Source organism: Microbacterium sp. KNMS, from assembly GCF_053851835.1.
The window spans coordinates 127,503-147,478 of record NZ_JBSQBP010000004.1; the positions used below are offsets into that span (position 1 = coordinate 127,503).

Sequence of the window (19,976 nt, forward strand, 5' to 3'; positions counted from 1 at the left end):
GAGCGCGAACATGACGGACATCAAGAAGGGGCTCGTGGGCGTCGTCGTCGACGAGACGGCCGTGTCGAAGGTCGACCCCGAGACGAACAGCCTGCTCTACCGCGGCTACCCCGTGCAGGAGCTCGCCGCGACGCAGCCGTTCGAGGCGGTCGCCCACCTGCTGTGGCACGGCGAGCTGCCGACCGACGACGAGCTCGCGACCCTGCGGGCCGAGGAGCGGCGCCATCGCGCGCTCGCGCCCGAGGTCAAGGCCGTCATCGACCTCGTCCCGACAGCCGCGCACCCCATGGACGAGGTCCGCACCGCGGTGAGCGCCCTCGGTGCCGCTGAGCTCGGCGGCCTGAGCGCCGTGGCCTCGGGCGGCACGGCCGAGCAGAACCTCGACCGCAGCCTGCGCCTCTTCGCGGCCCTCCCTGCGATCGTCGCGTACGGCCAGCGCCGCCGCCGCGGGCTCGAGGCCATCCCTCCGCGCGACGACCTCGACTACGCGGCGAACCTCCTGTGGATGACCTTCGGCGAGGAGCCGCACCCCGTCGTCGTCGACGCGTTCAACCGCTCGATGATCCTGTACGCCGAGCACTCCTTCAACGCCTCGACGTTCACCGCGCGCGTCGTGACGTCGACGCTCAGTGACCTGTACTCCGCGGTCACGGCGGCGATCGGCGCGCTCAAGGGCCCGCTGCACGGCGGCGCGAACGAGGCCGTGCTCGACATCTTCGACGAGATCGGCGAGGCGTCGAACGTCGTGCCGTGGCTCGACGACGCGCTCGCGCAGAAGCGCAAGATCATGGGCTTCGGGCACCGCGTGTACAAGCGCGGCGACTCGCGCGTTCCGACCATGCGCGCCGCGCTCGAGTCGCTCGTCGCGCACTACGACCGGCCCGAGGTGCTCGAGCTCTACACGGCGCTCGAGACCGAGTTCGTGAACCGCAAGGGCATCTACCCGAACCTCGACTACCCGTCGGGCCCGGCGTACAGCCTCATCGGCTTCGACACGCTGACCTTCACGCCGCTCTTCGTCGCGGCGCGCGTGACGGGGTGGACCGCGCACATCATGGAGCAGGCCGCGTCGAACGCCCTCATCCGCCCGCTCTCGGCGTACACCGGCCCCGCCCAGCGCCGGGTGCCCGGCTACGAGCCCGACGAGATCGACCGCGAGATCGCCGAGCGCGCGGAGGAGTCGGCCTGACACCCGGCCGACGCCAGGACGAGGAGGTCCGGATGTCCGAGAGGGTCGCGATCGTGTCGGGAGCGCGCACGCCCGTCGGGTCGTTCGCGGGAGCGTTCCGCGACACCGACGCGCATCTGCTCGGCGCCGCCGCGGTGAGCGAGGCGCTGCGCCGCGCCGCCGTCGACGGCGCGGAGGTCGGCGAGGTCGTGATGGGCTGCGTCGCGCAGTACGGAGCCGACGCGTACAACGCGCGCCGTGTCGCGCTCGCGGCCGGGCTCGCCCCGAGCGTGCCCGCCCTCACCGTGAACCGGCTCTGCGGCTCGGGCCTGCAGGCGATCTGGTCGGGCGCGCAGGAGCTCCTCTGGGGCGACGTCGACGTCGTCGTCGCGGGCGGCGACGAGAGCATGTCGCGCACGCCCTTCCTCGTCGACGACGCCCGCGGCAACGCGCGCTTCGGCGACCGCGTCCTGCGCGACGGGACCCTCGCGATCCTCACCGACCCGTTCAGCGGCCGCCACATGGGCACGACGGCCGAGACCGTCGCCGAGCGGTACGGCGTGTCCCGGGCCGAGCAGGACGCGTTCGCGCTCGAGAGCCAGCGGCGGGCCGCGAGCGACGCCGCGCGCGCGGCCTTCGCGGAGGAGATCGTGCCCGTGACGACGGCCGGGCGCACGCCGGTCGAGGTGTCGCAGGACGAGCATCCGCGCCCCGACACGACCCTCGAGGCGCTCTCGCGCCTGCGGCCCGCCTTCCAGGAGGGCGGCACGGTCACGGCCGGCAACGCGTCAGGGATCAACGACGGCGCGGCCGCGACCGTGCTCCTGCGCGCATCGGATGTCCGCGCGCGCGGGCTCGACGCGCTCGCGACGATCGAGGCGGTCGCGACCGCGGGCATCGAGCCCGCCCTCATGGGGTACGCGCCCGTCATCGCGCTGGCCCGCCTCTTCGAGCGGACGGGGCTGGCGCCGCAGGACGTCGACGTCTTCGAGGTGAACGAGGCGTTCGCCGCGCAGGCCGTCGCGGTCATCCGCGACGCCGGCCTCGACCCCGCCCGGACGAACCCGTACGGCGGCGCGATCGCCCTAGGTCATCCCGTCGGCGCGACCGGAGCCATCCTCGCGGTGCGCGCGGCTCTCGATCTGCGCCGCCGCGACCTCGAGTTCGCGGTCGTCACGCTCTGCATCGGCGGCGGCCAGGCGATCGCCGCTCTGCTGCGCCGCTGGGACGAATGAGCGGCAAGCGCTTTCCTACGCACGATTCCGGCGTCGAGCGGCGCGTCATCTTGCGGAAACTCTAAAGAACGGCGTTTTCTTCGCGAGATTTCTTCTCCTGCGCCCCTTGCGGGAGGCGCATCCTGGACTCGACGCGGCACCGACCGCCCCAGATCGCCGACAGAAGGAGAACACCATGAACGCTCCGGCCCTCGAGTACGACACCGACGCCTTCGACTTCGCCGCGGTTCCGGCGTGGTTCGACCGCCACCCGTCGCAGGCGGAGGGCGAGGACGACTGATCCTCCCCCGCACCTCCCGCGACGACGCGCGGCAGCGCCCCCTCCATCGACGGAGGGGGCGCTGCGCTGTCAAGGCCTTCCGAACGGGCGCGCCGCGCGGGAGACTGGCCTCATCCGAAGAGAGAGGTGCGACATGAGCACGTTCCCCGACCAGCCCTCACGTCCCTCGGACCCCGAGCACCGTCACCCCTCCCAGGCCGAGGGCGAGGACCCCGACGAGATCGAGTCGTCGAGCGATCCGATCGAGTTCGGGCATCCCTCGCAGGCCGAGGGCGAGGACGACTGAGCGCGGAGCTCAGATCGCGGCGATCGTCCAGGACGCGACCTCGACGGGCGCTCCCGGCTCGAGGAGGACGAGGTCCGTGCCCGAGTTGAAGGCGTCGGGCGGGCACGTCATCGGCTCGACCGCGAGACCGGCGCGGTGCCCCGCGCCGCGGCCGGGCAGGTCGGCGGTGTGGATCTGCACCCACGGGCAGCGCTCGTCCCAGGACATCCGCACGCCCGAGCCCTCACCATCCGTCAGCGAGACGACGGCCAGCGCCCCCTGCCGCGCGAGGTCCGTGTAGGCGTGGTCGATCTCGACGGCGCCGATGCGGCGCGCGTCGCGGAAGTCGAAGCGCTCGGCGTCGTCGGTCACGGGGGCGAGCCCCGTCGGCGACAGCCGGTCCTCCGTGACGTTCAGCACGGTGTCGGCCGGGAGGGAGAGCGTCCAGTCGTCGACCGTGCCGGCGCCGCCGACGAGATACGGGTGCGGGCCCGTGCCGAACGGGGCGCGCGCAGCGCTCTCGTTGACCGCCGAGACGGTCTGCGTGAGACCGAAGTCGGGGTCGAGCGCGTAGGTCGTGGTGACCGTGACGCGCCACGGGTACGCCTCCTGCGGCTCGATCGTCGCGGCGAGCGTCACGTGGGCGCCGCTCTCCTCGACGATGCGGAAACCGGCCCAGGAGAGGAGCCCGTGCAGCGCGTGGCCGCGCGACGGCTCCGTGAGGGCGAGCTGGTACTCGACGCCGTCGAAGCGGTAGCGCCCGTCGACCACGCGGTTCGGCCACGGCGCGAGCGTCGTGCCGCGATACGCCGGACGCACCTCGTCCGCGCGGAACGGCACGACGAGGTCGCGCCCCTCGAAGGTCAGCGCGCGGAGCGTGGCCCCCACGCTCGCGACGGCGGCCTCATATCCGCCCGCTCGCAGGATGTGCTGAACGCCCGAGACATCGGCGTGCGTGGTCATTTCGCTCCCTCATCGGATGTGCGCGCTCACATTCGCGCGATCGCCAGTATCCCGCGTCCGAGGCGCGCACGCGAACCCGACGTGCGGAGCCGCCCTCAGCGGCGCGCGAGCTCGCGCTCGGCCGGGGTGCGCGCGCCCGGTGCGAGGAAGATCGCGACCGCGACGAGCGCGAGCACCACGATGAGGGCCGCGCGCAGCCCGAAGTGCTCGCCGAGCAGGCCGAGCACGGGCGGCCCGACGAGGAACGCGACGTAGCCGATCGTCGCCGCGAACGAGACGCGCGCGGCCGTGTCCTCGCCCGAGTCGCCCGCGACCGAGAGCGCGAGCGGGAAGCCCAGCGACGTGCCGAGACCCCACAGCACGACCGCGGCCGCAGCGGCCGCCTGGCTGTCGACGAAGATGACGACCGCGAGGCCGATCGCCCCGAGCAGCGCGCTCGCGGCGAGCACCGTCGGACGCCCGAAGCGGTCGACGAAGCGCCCGCCGGCGAAGCGGCCGATGGTCATCGAGACCGCGAAGATCGCGTAGACACCCGACCCGAGCGCCGCATCGACGCCGTGCCCCTCGACCATGAGGATCGGCAGCCAGTCGCCCGCTGTCCCCTCCGCCATCGCGAGGGCGAGGATGATGCCGCTCACGAGGAGGAGGCCGGGGTCCCGCCAGACCGCGGCGCGCGGGGCGCGTCGACCGCGCTCGCGCGGCGTCGCGCGGCGGCCGATGCCGCTCGGGACATTGCGGATGGCCGCGGCGAGCACGACCGCGATGAGCGCGGCGACGACGGCGAGATGCACGGCGACGGGGAACGCCGCGGCCGTGAGCAGCATGCCCGCGACCGCCCCGACGACCGTGCCGAGGCTGAAGAAGCCGTGCATGAGCGGCATGACGGAGCGGCCGATCGCCTGCTCGACCTCGGCACCCTCGACGTTCAGCGCCACCTCGGCGCCGCCCATCCCGAGCCCGAACAGACCGAGCCCGACCGCGACGAGCGGCGCGATCCCGAGGGCCGCCCCGAGCCCCACGACCGCCACGCCGGTCGCGCTCGAGAGCGTCCCGACGGCGATCACGGGGCGCGTCCCGAACCGGGCGACGAGCGCGCCCGAGGACAGGATGCCGATCATCGATCCGACCGAGAGCCCGAAGAGGATGAACCCCATCTCGTCGATGCGCGCGCCGAGCAGCCGCTGCACGTCGGGCGTCCGCGTCACCCAGGACGAGATGCCGATGCCGGGGAGGAGGAACATCACGAAGAGCGCGTTCCGGCGCTGACGGATGGCAGGGGTCACTTGTACGATGGTACACACTCAGGCGCGGGAGGGGCCGGGTCCACGGACATGAGAGATTGGTCGGCATGAGCGGCAGCCGCAGGCAGGTTCCGAACGACCCCGACCGCCGGTCGCGCATCCTCGAGGCCGCCCTCGACGTCATCGCCGAGGTCGGGGTGCACAAGACCACGCACCGGCGCATCGCGGCGCGCGCCGAGGTGCCCCTCGGGTCGCTCACGTACTACTTCTCGAGCCTCGAGGACATCCTCGAGCAGGCGTTCGAGAGCCTGTCCGTCGAGATGTCGGCGCGCTACCGGCGCAGCCTCGAGGAGGCAGCCGGCCCTGCCGAGGCGGAGGCCGCCGTCGTCGACCTCATCTGCGGCGCGGAGTACGCGGTGCCGCGCGAGATGGTCCTGCTCTTCGAGATGTACGCGTACGGCAACCACAACGCCGCCGTCGCCGAGCTCGCGCGCACGTGGCTCCTGCGCAGCCGCGACAGCCTCACCCTCCACTTCTCGCCCGACGTCGCGCGCGCCCTCGACGCGCTCGTCGAGGGCTGGCCCATGCACCGCACGTTCGAGCACCGCCCGCTCGACCGCTCCCTCGTGGCCGCCACCGTGCACGCGGTCGTCGTCGGACTCCAGGCGCGCGAGGGCTGAGCGCCCGCATCCGCGAGGATGGAGGGATGAGCACCCGAAGGATCCCTGCGGCCTCACGCGCCGTCGGCAGCGGCGACGGCGGCCTGAAGCGCGAGCTGCGCAGCCGCCACATCCAGATGATCGCGCTGGGCGGGGCGATCGGGACGGGGCTCTTCTACGGCTCATCCGACGCGATCGGCGTCGCGGGGCCATCCGTCCTCCTGGCGTACCTCGTCGTGGGCGCCGTGATCTTCCTCATCATCCGCGCGCTCGGCGAGATGTCGGTCGACGAGCCCGTCTCGGGAGCCTTCAGCCACTACGCGCACCGCAACTGGAGCCCGCGCGCGGGCTTCGTGTCGGGCTGGAACTACTGGTTCAACTACATCGCGGTCGCGATGGTCGAGCTCTCGGTCGTCGGATCGTTCATCAACTACTGGCTCCCCGCCGTTCCGACGTGGGTCTCGGCGGCGATCGTGCTCGTGCTCATCACGGGCGTGAACCTCATCGGCGTGCGCGCGTTCGGCGAGTTCGAGTTCTGGTTCGCGATCATCAAGGTCGCGGCCGTGATCGCGATGATCGTCCTCGGCGTCGTCGTCGTGGTGCTCGGGATCAACAGCAGCCCCGACCTGCCGACGCCGAGCTTCGCCCATCTCGTCGATGACGGAGGCTTCTTCCCCCTCGGCGTGAGCGGCACCATCGCCTCGCTCGCGATCGTCGCGTTCTCGTTCGGCGGCACCGAGCTCGTCGCCGTGACCGCGGGCGAGGCGGCAGACCCGGAGCGCACCATCCCGAAGGCCGTGAACCAGGTCGTCCTGCGGATCCTCATCTTCTACATCGGCGCGCTCGCGGTGATCATGTCGGTCGTGCCGTGGTCGCTCCTCGACGGCGAGACGAGCCCGTTCGTGCAGATCTTCGACCGCGTGGGCATCCCGGGCGCCGCGCACATCCTCAACCTCGTCGTGCTCACGGCGGTCGTGTCGGTCTACAACTCGGGTCTCTATTCGAACGGGCGCATGCTCTACTCGCTCGCGCAGCGGGGCAGCGCGCCCGCGTATCTCGGCCGGCTCTCCCGCCGCGGCGCGCCCGTCGCCGGAGTGCTCACCTCGTCGGCCGTCACGGTGATCGCGGTCGTCGTCGTGTTCCTGTGGCCCGAGTTCGCGTTCCAGTACCTGCTGTCGATCGCGCTCATCGCCGCGATCATCAACTGGGCCATGATCGTCATCACGCAGATGAGGTTCCGCCGGCGGATCGGGCCGGATGCCGCGGCCGCGCTCGCCTTCCCGCTTCCGTTCGCGCGGGTCGCGCCGTGGATCGTCCTCGCCTTCCTCGCAGGCGTCGTCGTGCTCATGGCGTTCTCGCCGCAGTACCGCACGGCGGTCGTCATCGGGCCGGTCTGGATCGGCGTCCTGCTCGCGGCGTACGAGATCCGCGCGCGCCGGGCGAAGCGGGCCGACGCCGCCTAACCCGCCCCGGGCGGATCCGCAACCCCCTCCCGTCCTCCCCGGGGGCTCTGCCTATCGTCGCCCCATGCTCACCGTGGACATCCCCGACGACGACCGACTGCTCGACCTCCTCGCGCATCGTCACCCCGCGAGCGCGACCATCGCCCTGGAGTCGTCCCCGGTTCCGGCGGATCATGAGCGCGTGCGGATCGCGCTGCGCGATGCGATCGACCAGGTCGCCGATCGTCTCGCGCAGCGCGGGATCCCGACCGAGGAGCAGCGCGCCGTGACCCGCCGCCTCCGGGAGACGCTCGACGACGACGGGTTCTGGGAGCACCAGTCCCGCTCCCTCCTCCTGCTCGCCTCGCCTGATCGGCGCGAGGCGTTCCGGCTGCCGTTCCCCGTGCAGGATCAGGTCCGTGTGGGCTCGCGCTTCGCGATCCGCGCGCTCCTGCGCACGCGCGACCACCATCCGTGCGCATTCGTGCTGCAGCTGTCGAAGCACCGCGCGCGCCTGACCGAGCTGCAGGCCGACGGATCGCTCGTCGAGCACCCGCTCGAGCTCCCCGACGATCTCGACCTCGTGTTCGCGCGCGCCGACAACGACGGGCAGCTCGACCGCGACCGCGCTCGCGGAGCCGACGGAGATCAGAACGAGCGCGAGCGATTCTGTCGCGCCGTGCAGGACGAGGTGGTCCGCATCGTCCCGCGCGGCGTCCCGCTCATCCTCTCGATCTCCGACGATCTCGCAACGGCTTACCGTGCGCAGAACACCCACGATGCGCTGCTCGAGACCGCGATCCCCGCGCATCCCGATTCGCTCGACGATCGTCGGCTCGGCGACGAGGCTCGCGCCATCCTCGCGGAGCGCCGCCGGGCTGCGACCGAGCAGTGGAAGGAGCGCTTCGGCGAGCTGCGCTCGCAGGGCCTCGCGACGTCGCGCCTCGAGGAGGTCGCGGCCGCCGCAGCGGCGGCGGCGATCGCGGAGCTGCGATTCGACCACGCGGCCGATCTGCCCGGGAAGCTCGACGAGTTCGGCCGCGTCGTGGAGGACGGCGAGGATGCGGCCCTCATCGAGGACGTCATCGCGCGCGTCCTCGAATCGGGCGGCGAGGTCCGCGCTGTCCGACGCGAGGATCTCACCGACGGCGCCCCGCTCGCCGCCGTCCTGCGGTTCGCCGTGCCGACGCCGCGATAGGGGGGCTCTGGCGCCCATAGGGTGGGGGCGTGCTCACGATCGGCGTCGACCTCGCAGCGGAGGCCCAGCGGACGGCCGCGGCCGGGATCGAGTGGACGGATGGCTCCGCTCGGCTCACGAGCCTCGCCGTCGGGATCGACGATGTGCAGATCGTCGCGCTCGCGCAGGGGGCGGACGTCGTCGCGATCGACTGCGCATTCGGCTGGCCGGCCGAGTTCGTCGCCTTCGTCTCCGCGCACGAGCGCGGTGAGATGTCGCCGCGATCGCTCTCCGGGAGGGACTGGCGCCGTCGGCTCGCCTATCGTCACACCGATCGGGCGGTGCGGGAGGTGACCGGGCGGTGGCCGCTCAGCGTCTCGACGGACCGACTCGGGATGACCGCCATGCACTGCGCGGAGCTGCTCGCCGCCTTCGAGGCGGCAGGCGAGCGCATCGACCGCTCGGGCGCGGGAAGGCTGGTCGAGGTCTACCCCGCCGCGGCCCTGCGACTCTGGGGTGTGCAGACAGCCGGCTACAAGACCCAGCCGGACGCGCGGATGCGGGCCGCGGAGTCGCTCCTCGGCCTCGCCCCGTGGCTCGACGTCGACGACGGTCAGCGCGATCTGCTCGGCCGTTCCGACGACGCACTCGACGCGCTCGCGGCGTCGCTCAACGCGCGCGCCCACGCGCTCGGGCACACCCTCCCCGTACCCGACGAGCTGCGCCCCGCGGCTCAGACCGAGGGATGGATCGCACTCCCGACCGCGCCGCTCGACTCGCTGACGAGCAGGTCGAACTCATCCGCCTCGATCTCGGCAACCCATTCGTCGTAGAGCAGCTGCTGCCAGGCCTCATCGAACGGAGGCGCGTCCGGCAGCACATCGGGGATCGGGACGTCGACCTCGAGGTCAGCATCGATCTCGACCTCAACCTCGTGTTCGAGAGACGGCCACTCCCCCGGCGGCGCGGCGCCGGATCTCGCCCTCGGCTCCGGGAGGGACTCGAACCGTACCTGGGGTCTCGGGCGGTCGACCGAGGTCCGCCCGATCGGGCTGACCCACTCGAGCACCCCGGGGCTGATCTGGCGGACGGTCCACGGCGAGTGGTGCTTGTCGAGATGACATCCCTCGCACAGGCACTCCAGATTGCCCACGCACGTCTCCCCGCCGCGCAGATACGGGATCGTATGGTCGAGATCCGCCGTCGCGGCTCGGTTCTCGCACCCCGGGCCACGGCACGTTTCGTCCCGCGCGAGGAGGAACCGGCGCTGCGCCGCGGTGGGGGCGTATCGGTCCACCGTGAGGAGGGCTCCGGTGTCAGGACGCAGGAACACCCGGTCCCACCCCGCCGCGTGTCCGGCCAGGCGCCGCGCCGTCTCGGGGTCGACCGGACCGTGCCCGGCGACGAAGGCGGCCTCGTCGTCGAGCCCCACCAGCGTCTCGACGGGGATGACGATCTGCACGTTCGCCTGGATCGCGTCGAGCGCGCCGCCTTCACGGAGCGCGTGCGCGGACGGCCGGCCCGTCAGCGCCAGGTCCATCCACAGGTCCGCCTCGATCTGCGACTGCGTGCGCGGGTCGACCTCCGCTGCCGCCTCCGGCCCGCCTTCCGCTTCCGCCGCCTTCCGCGCGCGGCGGTTCTCGGCGACGATCGCTCGGGCCATGCTCCGGATGCGGTCCCGCGCCGCGTGGACCTCGGCTGTGGAGGTGATCAGCTCGAATCTGCTCACGCCGTCTTCGAGGTCATCCACGCGGACCCGTCGACGCGCGCGTGCGGCGGCATGCCGGTCGGCGATCGGCGTCGGGCACAGTCGCTCAGCGAGCTCGATCGCGAAGGCCCGCAACTGGCCGGGCGAGGCGGTCTCGGCGAACCCGATCGCCGCCTCCTCGTACTCCTGGTCGAGCTCTTCGGGCAGCCGCTCCCCCGCCCGCCGGATCACGTCGACGTGCCGCACGGTGATCCGGCCTTCAGCCAGCGCCTGAACCGTCGCGGGGTACCGCTCGACCAGCACCTCCGCGTCTGCGAGCTTCGTCATCATCCGCGACTTCGACTCGTGCAGCACGCCCGCGGTCTCGCTCGCCATCGAGCGGAACGGGAAGTCGTACGACGAGGGTCCGCCCGCGCGCTCCCGCTGCGCCCGAGCAATCCGTGCGGCCTCGGCAAGCGCCTCGATCTCCATCGCATCGGCCTGCGCGCGCAGTCGCCGCGAGGTCTCCAGGCGCCCGCACAGCGCGCGGGTCGACGCGATCTCGTCGTCCGTGAACTCCCACGGAACGCTCGAGAACCCGCTCGGCGACGTCGTCTTCGACATGCCTCCAGAGTACCGACCGCCTCGGACATTCCACCGAAGAATCTCGATCTGTGGATAACTCACGTGCGGACATCCGTTCGCATCGGTTCGCGATTCCGAGGCGGCCCCTTGCGCGCCGACACGGCCCGCCGGTAGGGTCGCAAGGCTGTGCCGACCGGCACACGCAGCGAGTCGAGAGGACGACGCGATGAGCCCGCGACGGGAGCTTCGCCGGGCGGTCCTGGGCAGCAAGCCCCAGAACCGCTCTTCGTCGACCCCTCCGGCGCCGGCCGTGTAGCAGCACCCGCTCGCATCACACCCCGCACCGCACAGGTCCGGGGCGTCTCCTTTCCGTCACGCGGAGGAGGTCCGGGGACCAGGACCCGCGGATCGAAGGAAAGGAATCATGGAGAGGCTCTCGGAACGCCTGCTGTCGTGGGCGAGCCTGATCGACGAGCAGACGGTCGAGCAGGCGCGCACGTCCTCGCGCATGCCGTTCATCCACCCCCACGTGGCGCTCATGCCGGACGCGCATCTCGGGCTCGGCGCGACCGTCGGATCGGTCATCCCGACACGCGGCGCGATCATGCCGGCCGCGGTCGGCGTCGACATCGGCTGCGGGATGATCGCAGTGCGCACGCCGTTCACGCGCGCGGATCTCGTCTCGCGCGATCTGCGCGAGCTCCGCGAGCAGATCGAGCGCGCCATCCCGCTCTCGGCTGGGCACGACAACCGCAAGGTCGTCGCCACAGCCGAGCCGCGGGTGGCCGAGCTCGAGCAGCTCGCCGCCGAGGCGGGCTTCGATCCCGCGAAGCGGGCGAGGAGATGGCGGCTGCAGCTCGGATCGCTCGGCAGCGGCAACCACTTCATCGAGGTCTCGGTCGACGAGACGGATGCCGTGTGGATGTTCCTGCACTCCGGCTCACGCGGGGTCGGGAACCGGATCGCGCAGCATCACATCGCCGTCGCCAAGAGCCTGGCCCGGCGCGACGAGCTCGACCTGCCGCACATCGACCTGGCGTACCTCGTCGAGGGAACGGACGAGTTCGACCGCTATATCAGGGAGCTGCGGTGGGCGCAGCGGTTCGCGCTGCTCAACCGCGAGGAGATGATGGACCGCGTCGCGCACCAGCTCGGCCGCTTCCTCGACGCCGAGGTCGACGAGCTCGAGCGCATCAACTGCCACCACAACTTCACGGAGTCGGAGATGCACTTCGGCGAGTGCGTCTGGGTGTCCCGCAAGGGAGCGATCCTGGCGGACGCCGGTCGCCCCGGGCTCATCCCGGGATCCATGGGGACCGCGTCGTACGTCGTCGAGGGCAGGGGGAACGCCCTCGCGCTGAACTCCTCGCCGCACGGCGCCGGCCGCGAGTACTCGCGGTCGGCTGCGCGCCGCACGTTCACGCGCGAGCAGCTGCGCGAGGCGATGGCCGGCATCGAGTACCGCGACACCGAGGCGTTCATCGACGAGATCCCGCAGGCGTACAAGCCGATCGATCAGGTGATGGCCGACGCGGCCGATCTCGTCTCGGTGCGGCACACGCTGCGCCAGCTCGTGAACGTGAAGGGCGACTGAGGCGAGGGCGGGGCCGCGGCCCCGCCCTCGCTACGCCGACTCGCGCAGGACGAGACGATGCGGCACGACGCGGAAGCGATCGACGTCGGCGTCGCCGTCGCGGAGCGCGACGGCGAGCTCGAGGGTGTGGCGGGCGACCTCGTCGAAGTCGACGGCCAGCGTCGTGAGGGTCGGCGCGACGAGGGTCCCGATCGTGAGACCGTCGACCCCCGCCACGCGGATGTCGCGCGGCACATCGAGGCCCGCATGGCGGCAGGCCGACAGCGCGCCGAGCGCCATCAGGTCGTTGAACGCCAGGAGCGCGTCGGGAGGCGCTGCCCGCCGCACGATCTGCGCGGTGACGGCGGACGCGTGCTCGGCGCTCGACGACGCCGCGTGCACGACCTCGGCCTCCACGCCGTGCTCGCGGAATGCCGCCGCCATCGCCGCGCCGCGCGCGCTGGGCTCGCGCGGCGCCGAGGCGTCGAGCACGACGGGGCGCCGCACGCCCACCGCCACGAGGTGCGCGACGAGATCGCCGATCGCGGCGACGGGGTCGAGCCGCACGCCCGCGTGCTCGGTGGTCTCGCCCGCATCCAGCTGGATGAGCGGCGTCGTCGCGAGGCCGCTCCCCCACCCGGCCGACCACTCCCCGAGATAGCCGACGACGACATCCGCCTGCTCGCGCAGCGACGCGAGGAGGCGATCCGCGTCGCTCGCGAGACCGATGTCGACGAGCATCACGTTCCATCCCTCGTCCGCCGCGAGCCGCACGACGGCCGCCGCGAGCTCGGGAGAGTACGGGTTGCGCAGGTCGTTGACGACGAGACCCAGCTGCCGCGCGCCGCCTGTCACAAGGCCTCGGCCGAAGCGCGACGGCCGGTACGACAGCTCGCGCGCAGCCTCCATGACCCGCCGTTTGGTCTCGGCGCTGATGCCGCTCATGTCGTTCATGGCGCGCGTCACGGTCTGCCGCGAGACTCCGGCGGCAGCGGCCACGTCGAGGATCGTCGCGCGTCGGCGCCCGGCGGCGGACGACCCCGCGGGCGCGGGGTCGTCCGCTCCCGTCAGCTGCGAAGGTCCAGCCATGCCACCTCTTCGGCCGTGAGCTCGATGGACAGGCCCCGCATCGACGACCGGGCCTCCTCGATCGTACGCGGGCCGAAGAGGGGGAACGTCGGGAAGGGCTGCGCGAGCACGTACGCGAGCGCGATGGCGGTGGCGGGCACGCCCCGGTCAGCGCCCAGCTGCTCGGCGCGACGCAGCCGCTCGAAGTTCTCGTCGCTGTAGTAGCAGCGCACGAGCTCGGGGTCGCTGAGGTCGTCGGGCCGCGCACGCCCCGTGAAGAACCCGCGGGCCTGCGACGACCACGGCAGCAGCGGGATGCCGCGCTCGGCGAGCCAGCGCTTGGATGCGGCGTCGGTCGCGTGCACGCAGCCCTCCCACGGGACGTCGAGCGCCTCGGCGAGCCCGAAGTGGTTGCTCACCACGGTGAAGCCCTGGCGCCCGTTCGCGCGCGCGTAGGCGTTCGCCTCGTCGATGCGCGCGGGGGTCCAGTTCGAGCCGCCGTACACGCGGATGCGCCCGGCGCGGAAGTGCTCGTCCAGCACATCGACGAACTCGCCCACCGGCACGTCGGGATTGTCGCGGTGCAGCATGTAGATGTCGGCGTAGTCCGTGCCCTGCCGCTCGAGGCTCTCGAGCAGCTGACGCGACACCGACTCGGGGTCGCAGTGCGGCGTGTGGCCGCCCTTCGTGATGACGACGACGTCCTCGCGCACCCCGCGGTTCGCGATCCACCGCCCCAGGCGCCCCTCCAGCGCGCCGTCGCCGTAGATGTACGCCGTGTCGAACGCGTTGCCTCCGTGCGCGAAGTAGTGGTCGAACATCGCCGACGCGTGGGCGAGGTCGGGCTGGTTGTCGACGCCCATCACGAGGCGCGAGACGCGCTTGCCGACGCCCGGGATCTCGCCGTACCGCATCGCCGCGTCCGAGACGACGAGCGGGCGCACGGGCGGGATGTCGGCGGTCTCCGCCTCGAAGGGGTAGCGGAGGCGGATGGCCGCACGCCAGCGGTCGAGGGTGCGCGCGGTCGCGAGGGTCTCGGCCGACGTCATCTCGGCCGCCTCGAGAGCGCCGTCGCGCAGGGCCGCGAGCGTGGCCTGCGCCTCGAGCGCGTAGGCCGGCGCCGCGTCGATCTCGATGACGCGCTCGCCCTCGTCGACGGTCGTGAGCTCGATCGTCGTCGCGCCCGTGGGCACCCAGGGCTCCGGGATGCGGATGCGCCCCTTCTCGCCGAGGATCGTGACGTCGTTCGGCGCGGTGGCCCGGACGCCGGCAGAGAGCGTCGCCGTGATGCCGCCGCGATAGGTCGCGCGCGCGACCGTCCACTCGTCGACCCCCGTGGGGCCGACGACGCCCGTCGCCGAGAGGTCGACCGGCTCCGACGCGTGCGCGCCCTCGGCCGCATCGACGATCGCGGAGACCATCGTCGCGGGGTATCCGCCGACGTCGAGGATGCCGCCGCCGGCCACCGCCGGATCGAAGAGGCGGCCCCCACGCTGCGGGACGCGGAACGCGAACGACGCGTCGACGTGCACGACCCGGCCGATCGCGCCCTCCCGGACGAGGTCGAGCACCGCGCGGGTCTGCGGGTGGAACCGGTACATGTACGCCTCGACGAGCGGCACGCCGGCCTCGCGGGCCGCGTCGACGAGGGCCATCGTCGTGCCGTGGTTCACCGAGAGCGGCTTCTCGCACAGCACGGCCTTCCCCGCGTCGAGCGCGGCGACGACGAGCGCCGGGTGCGCGGTGTGCACGGCGGAGACGTAGACCGCCGCGACACGCGGGTCGGCGAGCGCCTCCTCGTACGTGCCCGCGGTCACATCCGTCGCCCCGCGCTCCTCCGCCTCGTCGGCGAACGCGCGGGCACGGCCGCTGTCGGAGCTGCCGACGGCGACGAGGCCGCCGCCGTTCTCGGAGAGCTCGCCGAGGAACCGTCGCGCGATCTGCCCGGGGCCGAGCACCGCCCATCCGCCCGTGGTCGGTCGCGTCGAGGGGTCTGCGGAAGCCAGCTGAGGAGAGGTCACCATCGTCCTTTCGATCGGAGGCCGTGAACGTTCACGGCGTGCACCACGATAGGCACATCGCGCGGTGAGGTCAAGGGTTCCGTGAACGCTCACGGCGTGTTCCGCAGGATTCGGTATTCAGTGTTGCCAGGTACCGGTACTCAGTGTTACCGTCTAGTGGTAGTCAGCATCACAGAGTAGAGGAGGTGAGCGATGGGCAATCAGATGACCGAGATGCTCAAGGGCACGCTCGAGGGCATCGTGCTCGCGCTCCTGGCCGAGCGGCCCGCGTACGGCTACGAGATCACGGCGCGGCTGCGCGAGCAGGGGTTCACGGACCTCGTCGAGGGCACCGTCTACGCCCTGCTCGTCCGGATCGAGCAGAAGGGGTTCGTCGACGTCGAGAAGGTCCCGTCGGAGAAGGGCCCGCCGCGCAAGGTGTACTCGCTCAACCCGCAGGGGCGCGAGCAGCTTGCCGAGTTCTGGAGGACGTGGAGCTTCCTCGCAGAGCGCATCGAACAGCTCCACGACGACAAGGAGAGGTGACCATGGCAGCGAAGTGGATCGAAGCCCTCACGGGCTCGCTCGAGCAGAAGAAGCAGTACCGGCAGTACAAGGCGCGGATCGAGGAGCTCCCCGAGCCGCACCGCACGGTCGCGCAGGCAGTCGACCGCTACCTCATGTACCAGGGCGGCATCACCGACGGCGACACGATGATCACGATGCTCGGCGACCTCGCCGACCTCTTCGAGCGCGCGGCGGTCGACGGGATGGCCGTGCGCGAGATCGTGGGCGACGACCCGGTCGAGTTCGCGGACGACTTCGTGCGCTCCTACCGGAGCCGCCAGTGGATCGATCGGGAGCGCGAGCGCCTCCGCAAGGCCGTCGACGACGCGACGGGAGGGCGATCATGACCGCGCCGGCCATCCGCGTGCAGGGGATCGAGAAGTCCTACAAGGACCTCGCCGTCCTGCGCGGCGTCGACTTCGAGGTGGCGCGCGGCAGCATCTTCGCGCTGCTCGGGTCGAACGGCGCCGGCAAGACGACGCTCGTGAGGATCCTCTCGACCCTGCTCGCGGCCGACGCCGGCCGCGCGCAGGTCGCGGGGCTCGACGTCGCGACGCAGGCCGGGAAAGTTCGCGAGGCGATCAGCCTCACGGGCCAGTTCGCGGCAGTCGACGAGGTGCTGACGGGCCGCGAGAACCTCGTGCTCGTGGCGCGGCTGCGTCACCTGGCGAACCCGCGTGCCGTCGCGGACGAGCTGCTCGAGCGCTTCTCGCTCACGGCCGCGGGCGACCGCAAGGCGGGCGAGTACTCGGGCGGCATGCGCCGCCGCCTCGACATCGCGATGAGCCTGATCGGAGATCCGTCGATCATCTTCCTCGACGAGCCGACCACAGGCCTCGACCCCGAGGCGCGCATCGAGGTGTGGGAGACGGTCAGGGAGCTCGCGGCCGGCGGCACGACCGTCCTGCTCACGACGCAGTATCTCGACGAGGCCGAGCAGCTCGCCGACCGCATCGCCATCCTGCACCGCGGCCGGATCATCGTGAACGGCACGCTCGCCGAGCTCAAGCGGCTGCTGCCGCCGGCCGAGGTGGAGTACATCGAGAAGCAGCCCAGCCTCGAGGACGTGTTCCTCGCGCTCGTGGGCGACACGGAAGGAGAAGCGGCATGACCGCTCATGTCCTCGCCGACACGGCCGTCCTCACCGGGCGCTCGCTGCGGCACATCGGGCGGAGCCCCGACACCATCATCACGACGGTCGTCACGCCGATCGCGCTCATGCTGCTGTTCGTCTTCGTCCTCGGCGGCGCGATCGAGACGGGAGCGGGATCGTACGTCGACTACCTGCTGCCGGGCATCCTGCTCATCACCGTGGCGTCGGGCATCGCCTACACGGCGTACCGGCTCTTCATGGATCTGCAGGGCGGCATCCTCGAGCGGTTCCAGTCGATGCCGATCGCGCGCTCGGCCGTGCTGTGGGCCCACGTGGCGACCTCGGTCGTCGCGAACCTCGTGTCGGTGCTCGTGGTCGTGCTCGTGGCCCTGCTGATGGGCTTCCGCTCGCCCGCGGGATTCGGCGCCTGGCTCGGGGTCGCCGGGATCGTCACGGTCTTCACCCTCGCCCTCACGTGGGTCGCCGTGATCGCCGGCCTCTCGGCCAAGACGGTGGATGGCGCGAGTGCGTTCTCGTACCCGCTCATCTTCCTGCCGTTCATCAGCTCAGCGTTCGTCCCCACGGAGTCGATGCCGGGGCCCGTGCGCTGGTTCGCCGAGAACCAGCCCGTGACGTCGATCGTGAACAGCATCCGGAGCCTGCTCGCGGCGCAGCCCGTGGGCGCCGACCTGTGGGTCGCGCTCGCGTGGTGCATCGGGATCCTCGTCGTCGCGTACCTCGCGTCCCTGGCCGTATACCGTCGCCGCTTCACGTGAGGCGCGGACGCCGCCCCGACCGCACCCGAGCCCCGTCTCGTCCGACCACATTCGGACGGGACGGGGCTCTTCGCGTCAGGCGATCGCGTGATCGTGGACGGCGGAGCTGAAGCTCGACCCGTTGAGGTCGACGTAGAGGTGCCGGTCGGAGACCGAGACGGTCATCGTGTTGCGCCGCTCGAGCACGCGCACGAGATCGTCGATGAATCCCGGGTCGAAGCTGTGCACGACGATGTCGTCGGCCCGGTGAATCGTCTTGCCCGCGAGCGCCGCGACGACCTTCGCGGGATCGCGGTGGGTGTACACCGCGGTGCGCTCGGCGAGCTTGCTCGCGAAGTGGAGCCGCTCGGCGTCGGGCGCGCCGACCTCGATCCACGCGGTGATCGCGCCGGTGAGATCGCGCACGAGCACGGCGGGCTCATCCGTCGACGAGACCCCCTCGCCGAACGCGATCCCCTCCGCGTGCTCGAGGCAGTACGCCAGCACCCGTGTGGCCATGTACGCGTCCGTCTCGGACGGATGGCGCGCGACGCGGAGGACGAGCTCGTCGTAGACGCCGCGGTCGACGTCCGCCAGCTGGACCGTGAAGGTGTGGATCGTCGCGCCGATGGCCATGGAGACCGAGCCTATCGGCCGCCGACCCCGCGGTCAGACCCAGGCGGCGAGCGTCGAGGCGAGCGCGGTGCACACGACCGTGCCGGCGAAGAGGCTCAGCACGGCGTTGCCGCGCCACAGATGCAGGGCGACCGTGACCGCCAGCGCGACGAGGGGCGGCAGCGCCGACTCCATCTCCGGGCGGACGTCGTGCAGCGTGTAGACCGCGAGGATGACCATCACGCCGAGGGGCATCCGCTCGCCCACGTAGGCGAGCAGCTCGCTGTCGCGCAGCGGACGCAGGAGGGCGAAGGGCACCGCGCGCAGCGCCCACGTGATGAGCCCCGAGATCGCGATCGCCGCGGCGATGTACCGCTCATCCACGGCGCGGCCCCTTCCGCTCGATGAGGAACCGGCCGACGAGCGCCGCGAGGAACAGGCCCATGGCCGTGAGCAGCATGTCGTGCGGCGTCACGACCGCGGCGATGAGCGCGCAGAGCAGGGCGACCACGGCGACCGGGATGGACCGCCGGATGCGGTACGCATCGATGCTCAGGACCACGAACAGCGCCGTCACGGCGAAGTCGAGCCCCACGACCTGCGGCGGGATGAGCACGCCGAGCGCCGAGCCCGCCGCGACGCTCGCCACCCAGGAGCCGTGGAAGAGTCCCTGGATCGCGAGGATGCGCGCACCGCTCCAGCCCGCGGACTCCGGCGTCGCGGTGAGGGCATAGGCCTCGTCGGTGAGCGCGAACGTGCTGTAGGCCCGCGCGCCGCGCCCGCGCACGCGGTGCAGCGGGAAGGAGAGCGCATAGAACACGTGACGGAAGTTCACGAGCAGGGCGCTCACCGCGATCTGCGCGAGCGGCGCGGCGGCCGCGATCATCCCCACGAGGAGGAACTCGAGCGACCCGGCGAACACGAACGCCGCGATGACGGGCCCCCACCACCAGTCGAGCCCCGACTGCACGACGAGGACGCCGAGCGCGAGCCCGAGCGGGATCACCGCGAGGCAGGCCGGGGCGACCGTGCGCGCGCCGGCCCGGATGTCGCCGGTCGCGCGCGGGGAGCGGACGGATGTGGTCACACCGCAATCGTAAGGAAATCAGCGCGCACAGTGCTTGCGAGATCACGCGGCATAATCGAGTCGTGCGCAATAAACACGAGCTGGATGACATCGACCACGCAATCATCCGCGAGCTCACGGCGGACGCGCGTCTGACGAACCTCGAGCTCGCCCGCCGCGTCGGCCTCACGCCGGCCCCGTGCCTGCGCCGCGTGCAGCGCCTCGAGGCGACCGGAGTCATCCGCGGGTACCGTGCCGTGCTCGACCCGAAGGCCGCGGGCCGCGGCTTCGAGGTGATCGCGTCGATCGACATCGCCGTCAACGACGGCCAGACGATCGAGGACTTCGAGGCCGCCGCGAGCGCCGTGCCCGAGGTGTTCGAGCTGCGCCGCATGTTCGGGCAGCCCGACTACTACCTGCGCATCCTCGTCGCGGATCAGGACCAGTACGCGCTCGAGACCCTGCCGAAGCTCTCGCGCCTGCCCGCCGTCAACCGCATCACGTCGCATCAGACGATGTGGCTCGTCAAGGAGTAGG

At 71.8% G+C, this 19,976-nt stretch carries 21 protein-coding genes; 13 read left to right on the forward strand and 8 right to left on the reverse strand.

Annotated features, from left to right (window positions below):
- Positions 1-10: 10 nt before the first annotated feature.
- The 3 genes from ACWXWW_RS04145 to ACWXWW_RS04155 all read left to right on the forward strand — a co-directional run bounded on the left by ACWXWW_RS04145 (position 11) and on the right by ACWXWW_RS04155 (position 2,969).
- Positions 11-1,189 carry a bifunctional 2-methylcitrate synthase/citrate synthase gene (locus ACWXWW_RS04145; protein WP_271173083.1) on the forward strand — a complete coding sequence of 393 codons (1,179 nt, stop codon included), beginning with the start codon at positions 11-13 and terminating at the stop codon, positions 1,187-1,189.
- Between the two features lie 32 nt (positions 1,190-1,221).
- Entirely contained in the window at positions 1,222-2,403 is a 1,182-nt protein-coding gene (locus tag ACWXWW_RS04150) for a thiolase family protein (protein ID WP_282978937.1), read from the forward strand.
- Between the two features lie 413 nt (positions 2,404-2,816).
- Entirely contained in the window at positions 2,817-2,969 is a 153-nt protein-coding gene (locus tag ACWXWW_RS04155) for a hypothetical protein (RefSeq protein WP_271173085.1), read from the forward strand.
- A 9-nt stretch (positions 2,970-2,978) separates the two neighbouring features.
- Here ACWXWW_RS04155 and ACWXWW_RS04160 read toward each other — a convergent pair whose 3' ends face one another.
- The gene (locus ACWXWW_RS04160; protein WP_455968911.1) at positions 2,979-3,911 is read right to left on the reverse strand and encodes an aldose 1-epimerase family protein; all 933 of its coding nucleotides are present in this window, start codon (positions 3,909-3,911) and stop codon (positions 2,979-2,981) included.
- A gap of 95 nt (positions 3,912-4,006) precedes the next feature.
- Positions 4,007-5,194 carry an MFS transporter gene (locus ACWXWW_RS04165; protein ID WP_455968913.1) on the reverse strand — a complete coding sequence of 396 codons (1,188 nt, stop codon included), beginning with the start codon at positions 5,192-5,194 and terminating at the stop codon, positions 4,007-4,009.
- A gap of 65 nt (positions 5,195-5,259) precedes the next feature.
- Here ACWXWW_RS04165 and ACWXWW_RS04170 point away from each other — a divergent pair, with 65 nt between their 5' ends.
- The 4 genes from ACWXWW_RS04170 (at position 5,260) to ACWXWW_RS04185 (ending at position 9,263) form a co-directional block, all read left to right on the forward strand.
- The gene (locus ACWXWW_RS04170) at positions 5,260-5,832 is read left to right on the forward strand and encodes a TetR/AcrR family transcriptional regulator (protein WP_282978941.1); all 573 of its coding nucleotides are present in this window, start codon (positions 5,260-5,262) and stop codon (positions 5,830-5,832) included.
- A gap of 26 nt (positions 5,833-5,858) precedes the next feature.
- Positions 5,859-7,274: an amino acid permease gene (locus tag ACWXWW_RS04175; protein WP_455968915.1), complete on the forward strand. Its 1,416-nt coding sequence runs from the start codon at positions 5,859-5,861 to the stop codon at positions 7,272-7,274.
- Positions 7,275-7,338: 64 nt separating this feature from the next.
- The gene (locus ACWXWW_RS04180; RefSeq protein ID WP_455968916.1) at positions 7,339-8,451 is read left to right on the forward strand and encodes a baeRF11 domain-containing protein; all 1,113 of its coding nucleotides are present in this window, start codon (positions 7,339-7,341) and stop codon (positions 8,449-8,451) included.
- 29 nt (positions 8,452-8,480) lie between these two features.
- The gene (locus ACWXWW_RS04185; RefSeq protein ID WP_421074627.1) at positions 8,481-9,263 is read left to right on the forward strand and encodes a DUF429 domain-containing protein; all 783 of its coding nucleotides are present in this window, start codon (positions 8,481-8,483) and stop codon (positions 9,261-9,263) included.
- On the opposite strand, the gene ACWXWW_RS04190 is transcribed toward ACWXWW_RS04185, so the two are convergent.
- Positions 9,164-10,741, reverse strand: coding sequence for a DUF222 domain-containing protein (locus ACWXWW_RS04190; protein ID WP_455968918.1), 1,578 nt, complete (start codon positions 10,739-10,741; stop codon positions 9,164-9,166). The genes ACWXWW_RS04185 and ACWXWW_RS04190 overlap by 100 nt on opposite strands.
- A 385-nt stretch (positions 10,742-11,126) precedes the next feature.
- Here ACWXWW_RS04190 and ACWXWW_RS04195 point away from each other — a divergent pair, with 385 nt between their 5' ends.
- A complete protein-coding gene (locus tag ACWXWW_RS04195; RefSeq protein ID WP_455968919.1) occupies positions 11,127-12,296 on the forward strand; it encodes an RtcB family protein in 1,170 nt (389 codons plus the stop codon).
- A gap of 30 nt (positions 12,297-12,326) precedes the next feature.
- Here ACWXWW_RS04195 and ACWXWW_RS04200 read toward each other — a convergent pair whose 3' ends face one another.
- Entirely contained in the window at positions 12,327-13,364 is a 1,038-nt protein-coding gene (locus ACWXWW_RS04200) for a LacI family DNA-binding transcriptional regulator (RefSeq protein WP_282978952.1), read from the reverse strand.
- Positions 13,343-15,364: an aldo/keto reductase gene (locus ACWXWW_RS04205; protein WP_455968921.1), complete on the reverse strand. Its 2,022-nt coding sequence runs from the start codon at positions 15,362-15,364 to the stop codon at positions 13,343-13,345. Before ACWXWW_RS04205 ends, ACWXWW_RS04200 begins: the two co-directional genes overlap by 22 nt.
- A 192-nt stretch (positions 15,365-15,556) precedes the next feature.
- Between ACWXWW_RS04205 and ACWXWW_RS04210 the strand changes: the two genes are divergently transcribed.
- The 4 genes from ACWXWW_RS04210 to ACWXWW_RS04225 are packed head-to-tail and all read left to right on the forward strand — an operon-like array spanning position 15,557 to position 17,779.
- Positions 15,557-15,889: a PadR family transcriptional regulator gene (locus ACWXWW_RS04210; protein WP_282978954.1), complete on the forward strand. Its 333-nt coding sequence runs from the start codon at positions 15,557-15,559 to the stop codon at positions 15,887-15,889.
- A gap of 2 nt (positions 15,890-15,891) precedes the next feature.
- On the forward strand, positions 15,892-16,257 hold the full coding sequence (locus ACWXWW_RS04215) for a DUF1048 domain-containing protein (protein WP_282978956.1): 366 nt from the start codon (positions 15,892-15,894) through the stop codon (positions 16,255-16,257).
- On the forward strand, positions 16,254-17,021 hold the full coding sequence (locus ACWXWW_RS04220; RefSeq protein ID WP_282978957.1) for an ABC transporter ATP-binding protein: 768 nt from the start codon (positions 16,254-16,256) through the stop codon (positions 17,019-17,021). Before ACWXWW_RS04215 ends, ACWXWW_RS04220 begins: the two co-directional genes overlap by 4 nt.
- Positions 17,018-17,779, forward strand: coding sequence for an ABC transporter permease (locus tag ACWXWW_RS04225; protein WP_455968922.1), 762 nt, complete (start codon positions 17,018-17,020; stop codon positions 17,777-17,779). Before ACWXWW_RS04220 ends, ACWXWW_RS04225 begins: the two co-directional genes overlap by 4 nt.
- Positions 17,780-17,854: 75 nt before the next feature.
- On the opposite strand, the gene ACWXWW_RS04230 is transcribed toward ACWXWW_RS04225, so the two are convergent.
- Genes ACWXWW_RS04230 through ACWXWW_RS04240 form a run of 3 tightly spaced genes read right to left on the reverse strand, consistent with a single transcriptional unit; the run spans position 17,855 to position 19,460 of the window.
- The gene (locus tag ACWXWW_RS04230) at positions 17,855-18,394 is read right to left on the reverse strand and encodes a YaeQ family protein (protein ID WP_271173099.1); all 540 of its coding nucleotides are present in this window, start codon (positions 18,392-18,394) and stop codon (positions 17,855-17,857) included.
- Between the two features lie 33 nt (positions 18,395-18,427).
- A complete protein-coding gene (locus tag ACWXWW_RS04235) occupies positions 18,428-18,757 on the reverse strand; it encodes a branched-chain amino acid transporter permease (RefSeq protein ID WP_282978959.1) in 330 nt (109 codons plus the stop codon).
- Positions 18,750-19,460 (reverse strand): AzlC family ABC transporter permease, encoded by a 711-nt coding sequence (locus ACWXWW_RS04240; RefSeq protein WP_282978960.1) that lies wholly within the window; start codon positions 19,458-19,460, stop codon positions 18,750-18,752. The genes ACWXWW_RS04235 and ACWXWW_RS04240 overlap by 8 nt, the downstream gene beginning before the upstream one ends.
- 62 nt (positions 19,461-19,522) lie before the next feature.
- Here ACWXWW_RS04240 and ACWXWW_RS04245 point away from each other — a divergent pair, with 62 nt between their 5' ends.
- A complete protein-coding gene (locus tag ACWXWW_RS04245) occupies positions 19,523-19,975 on the forward strand; it encodes an Lrp/AsnC family transcriptional regulator (RefSeq protein WP_282978961.1) in 453 nt (150 codons plus the stop codon).
- Position 19,976: the final 1 nt, after the last annotated feature.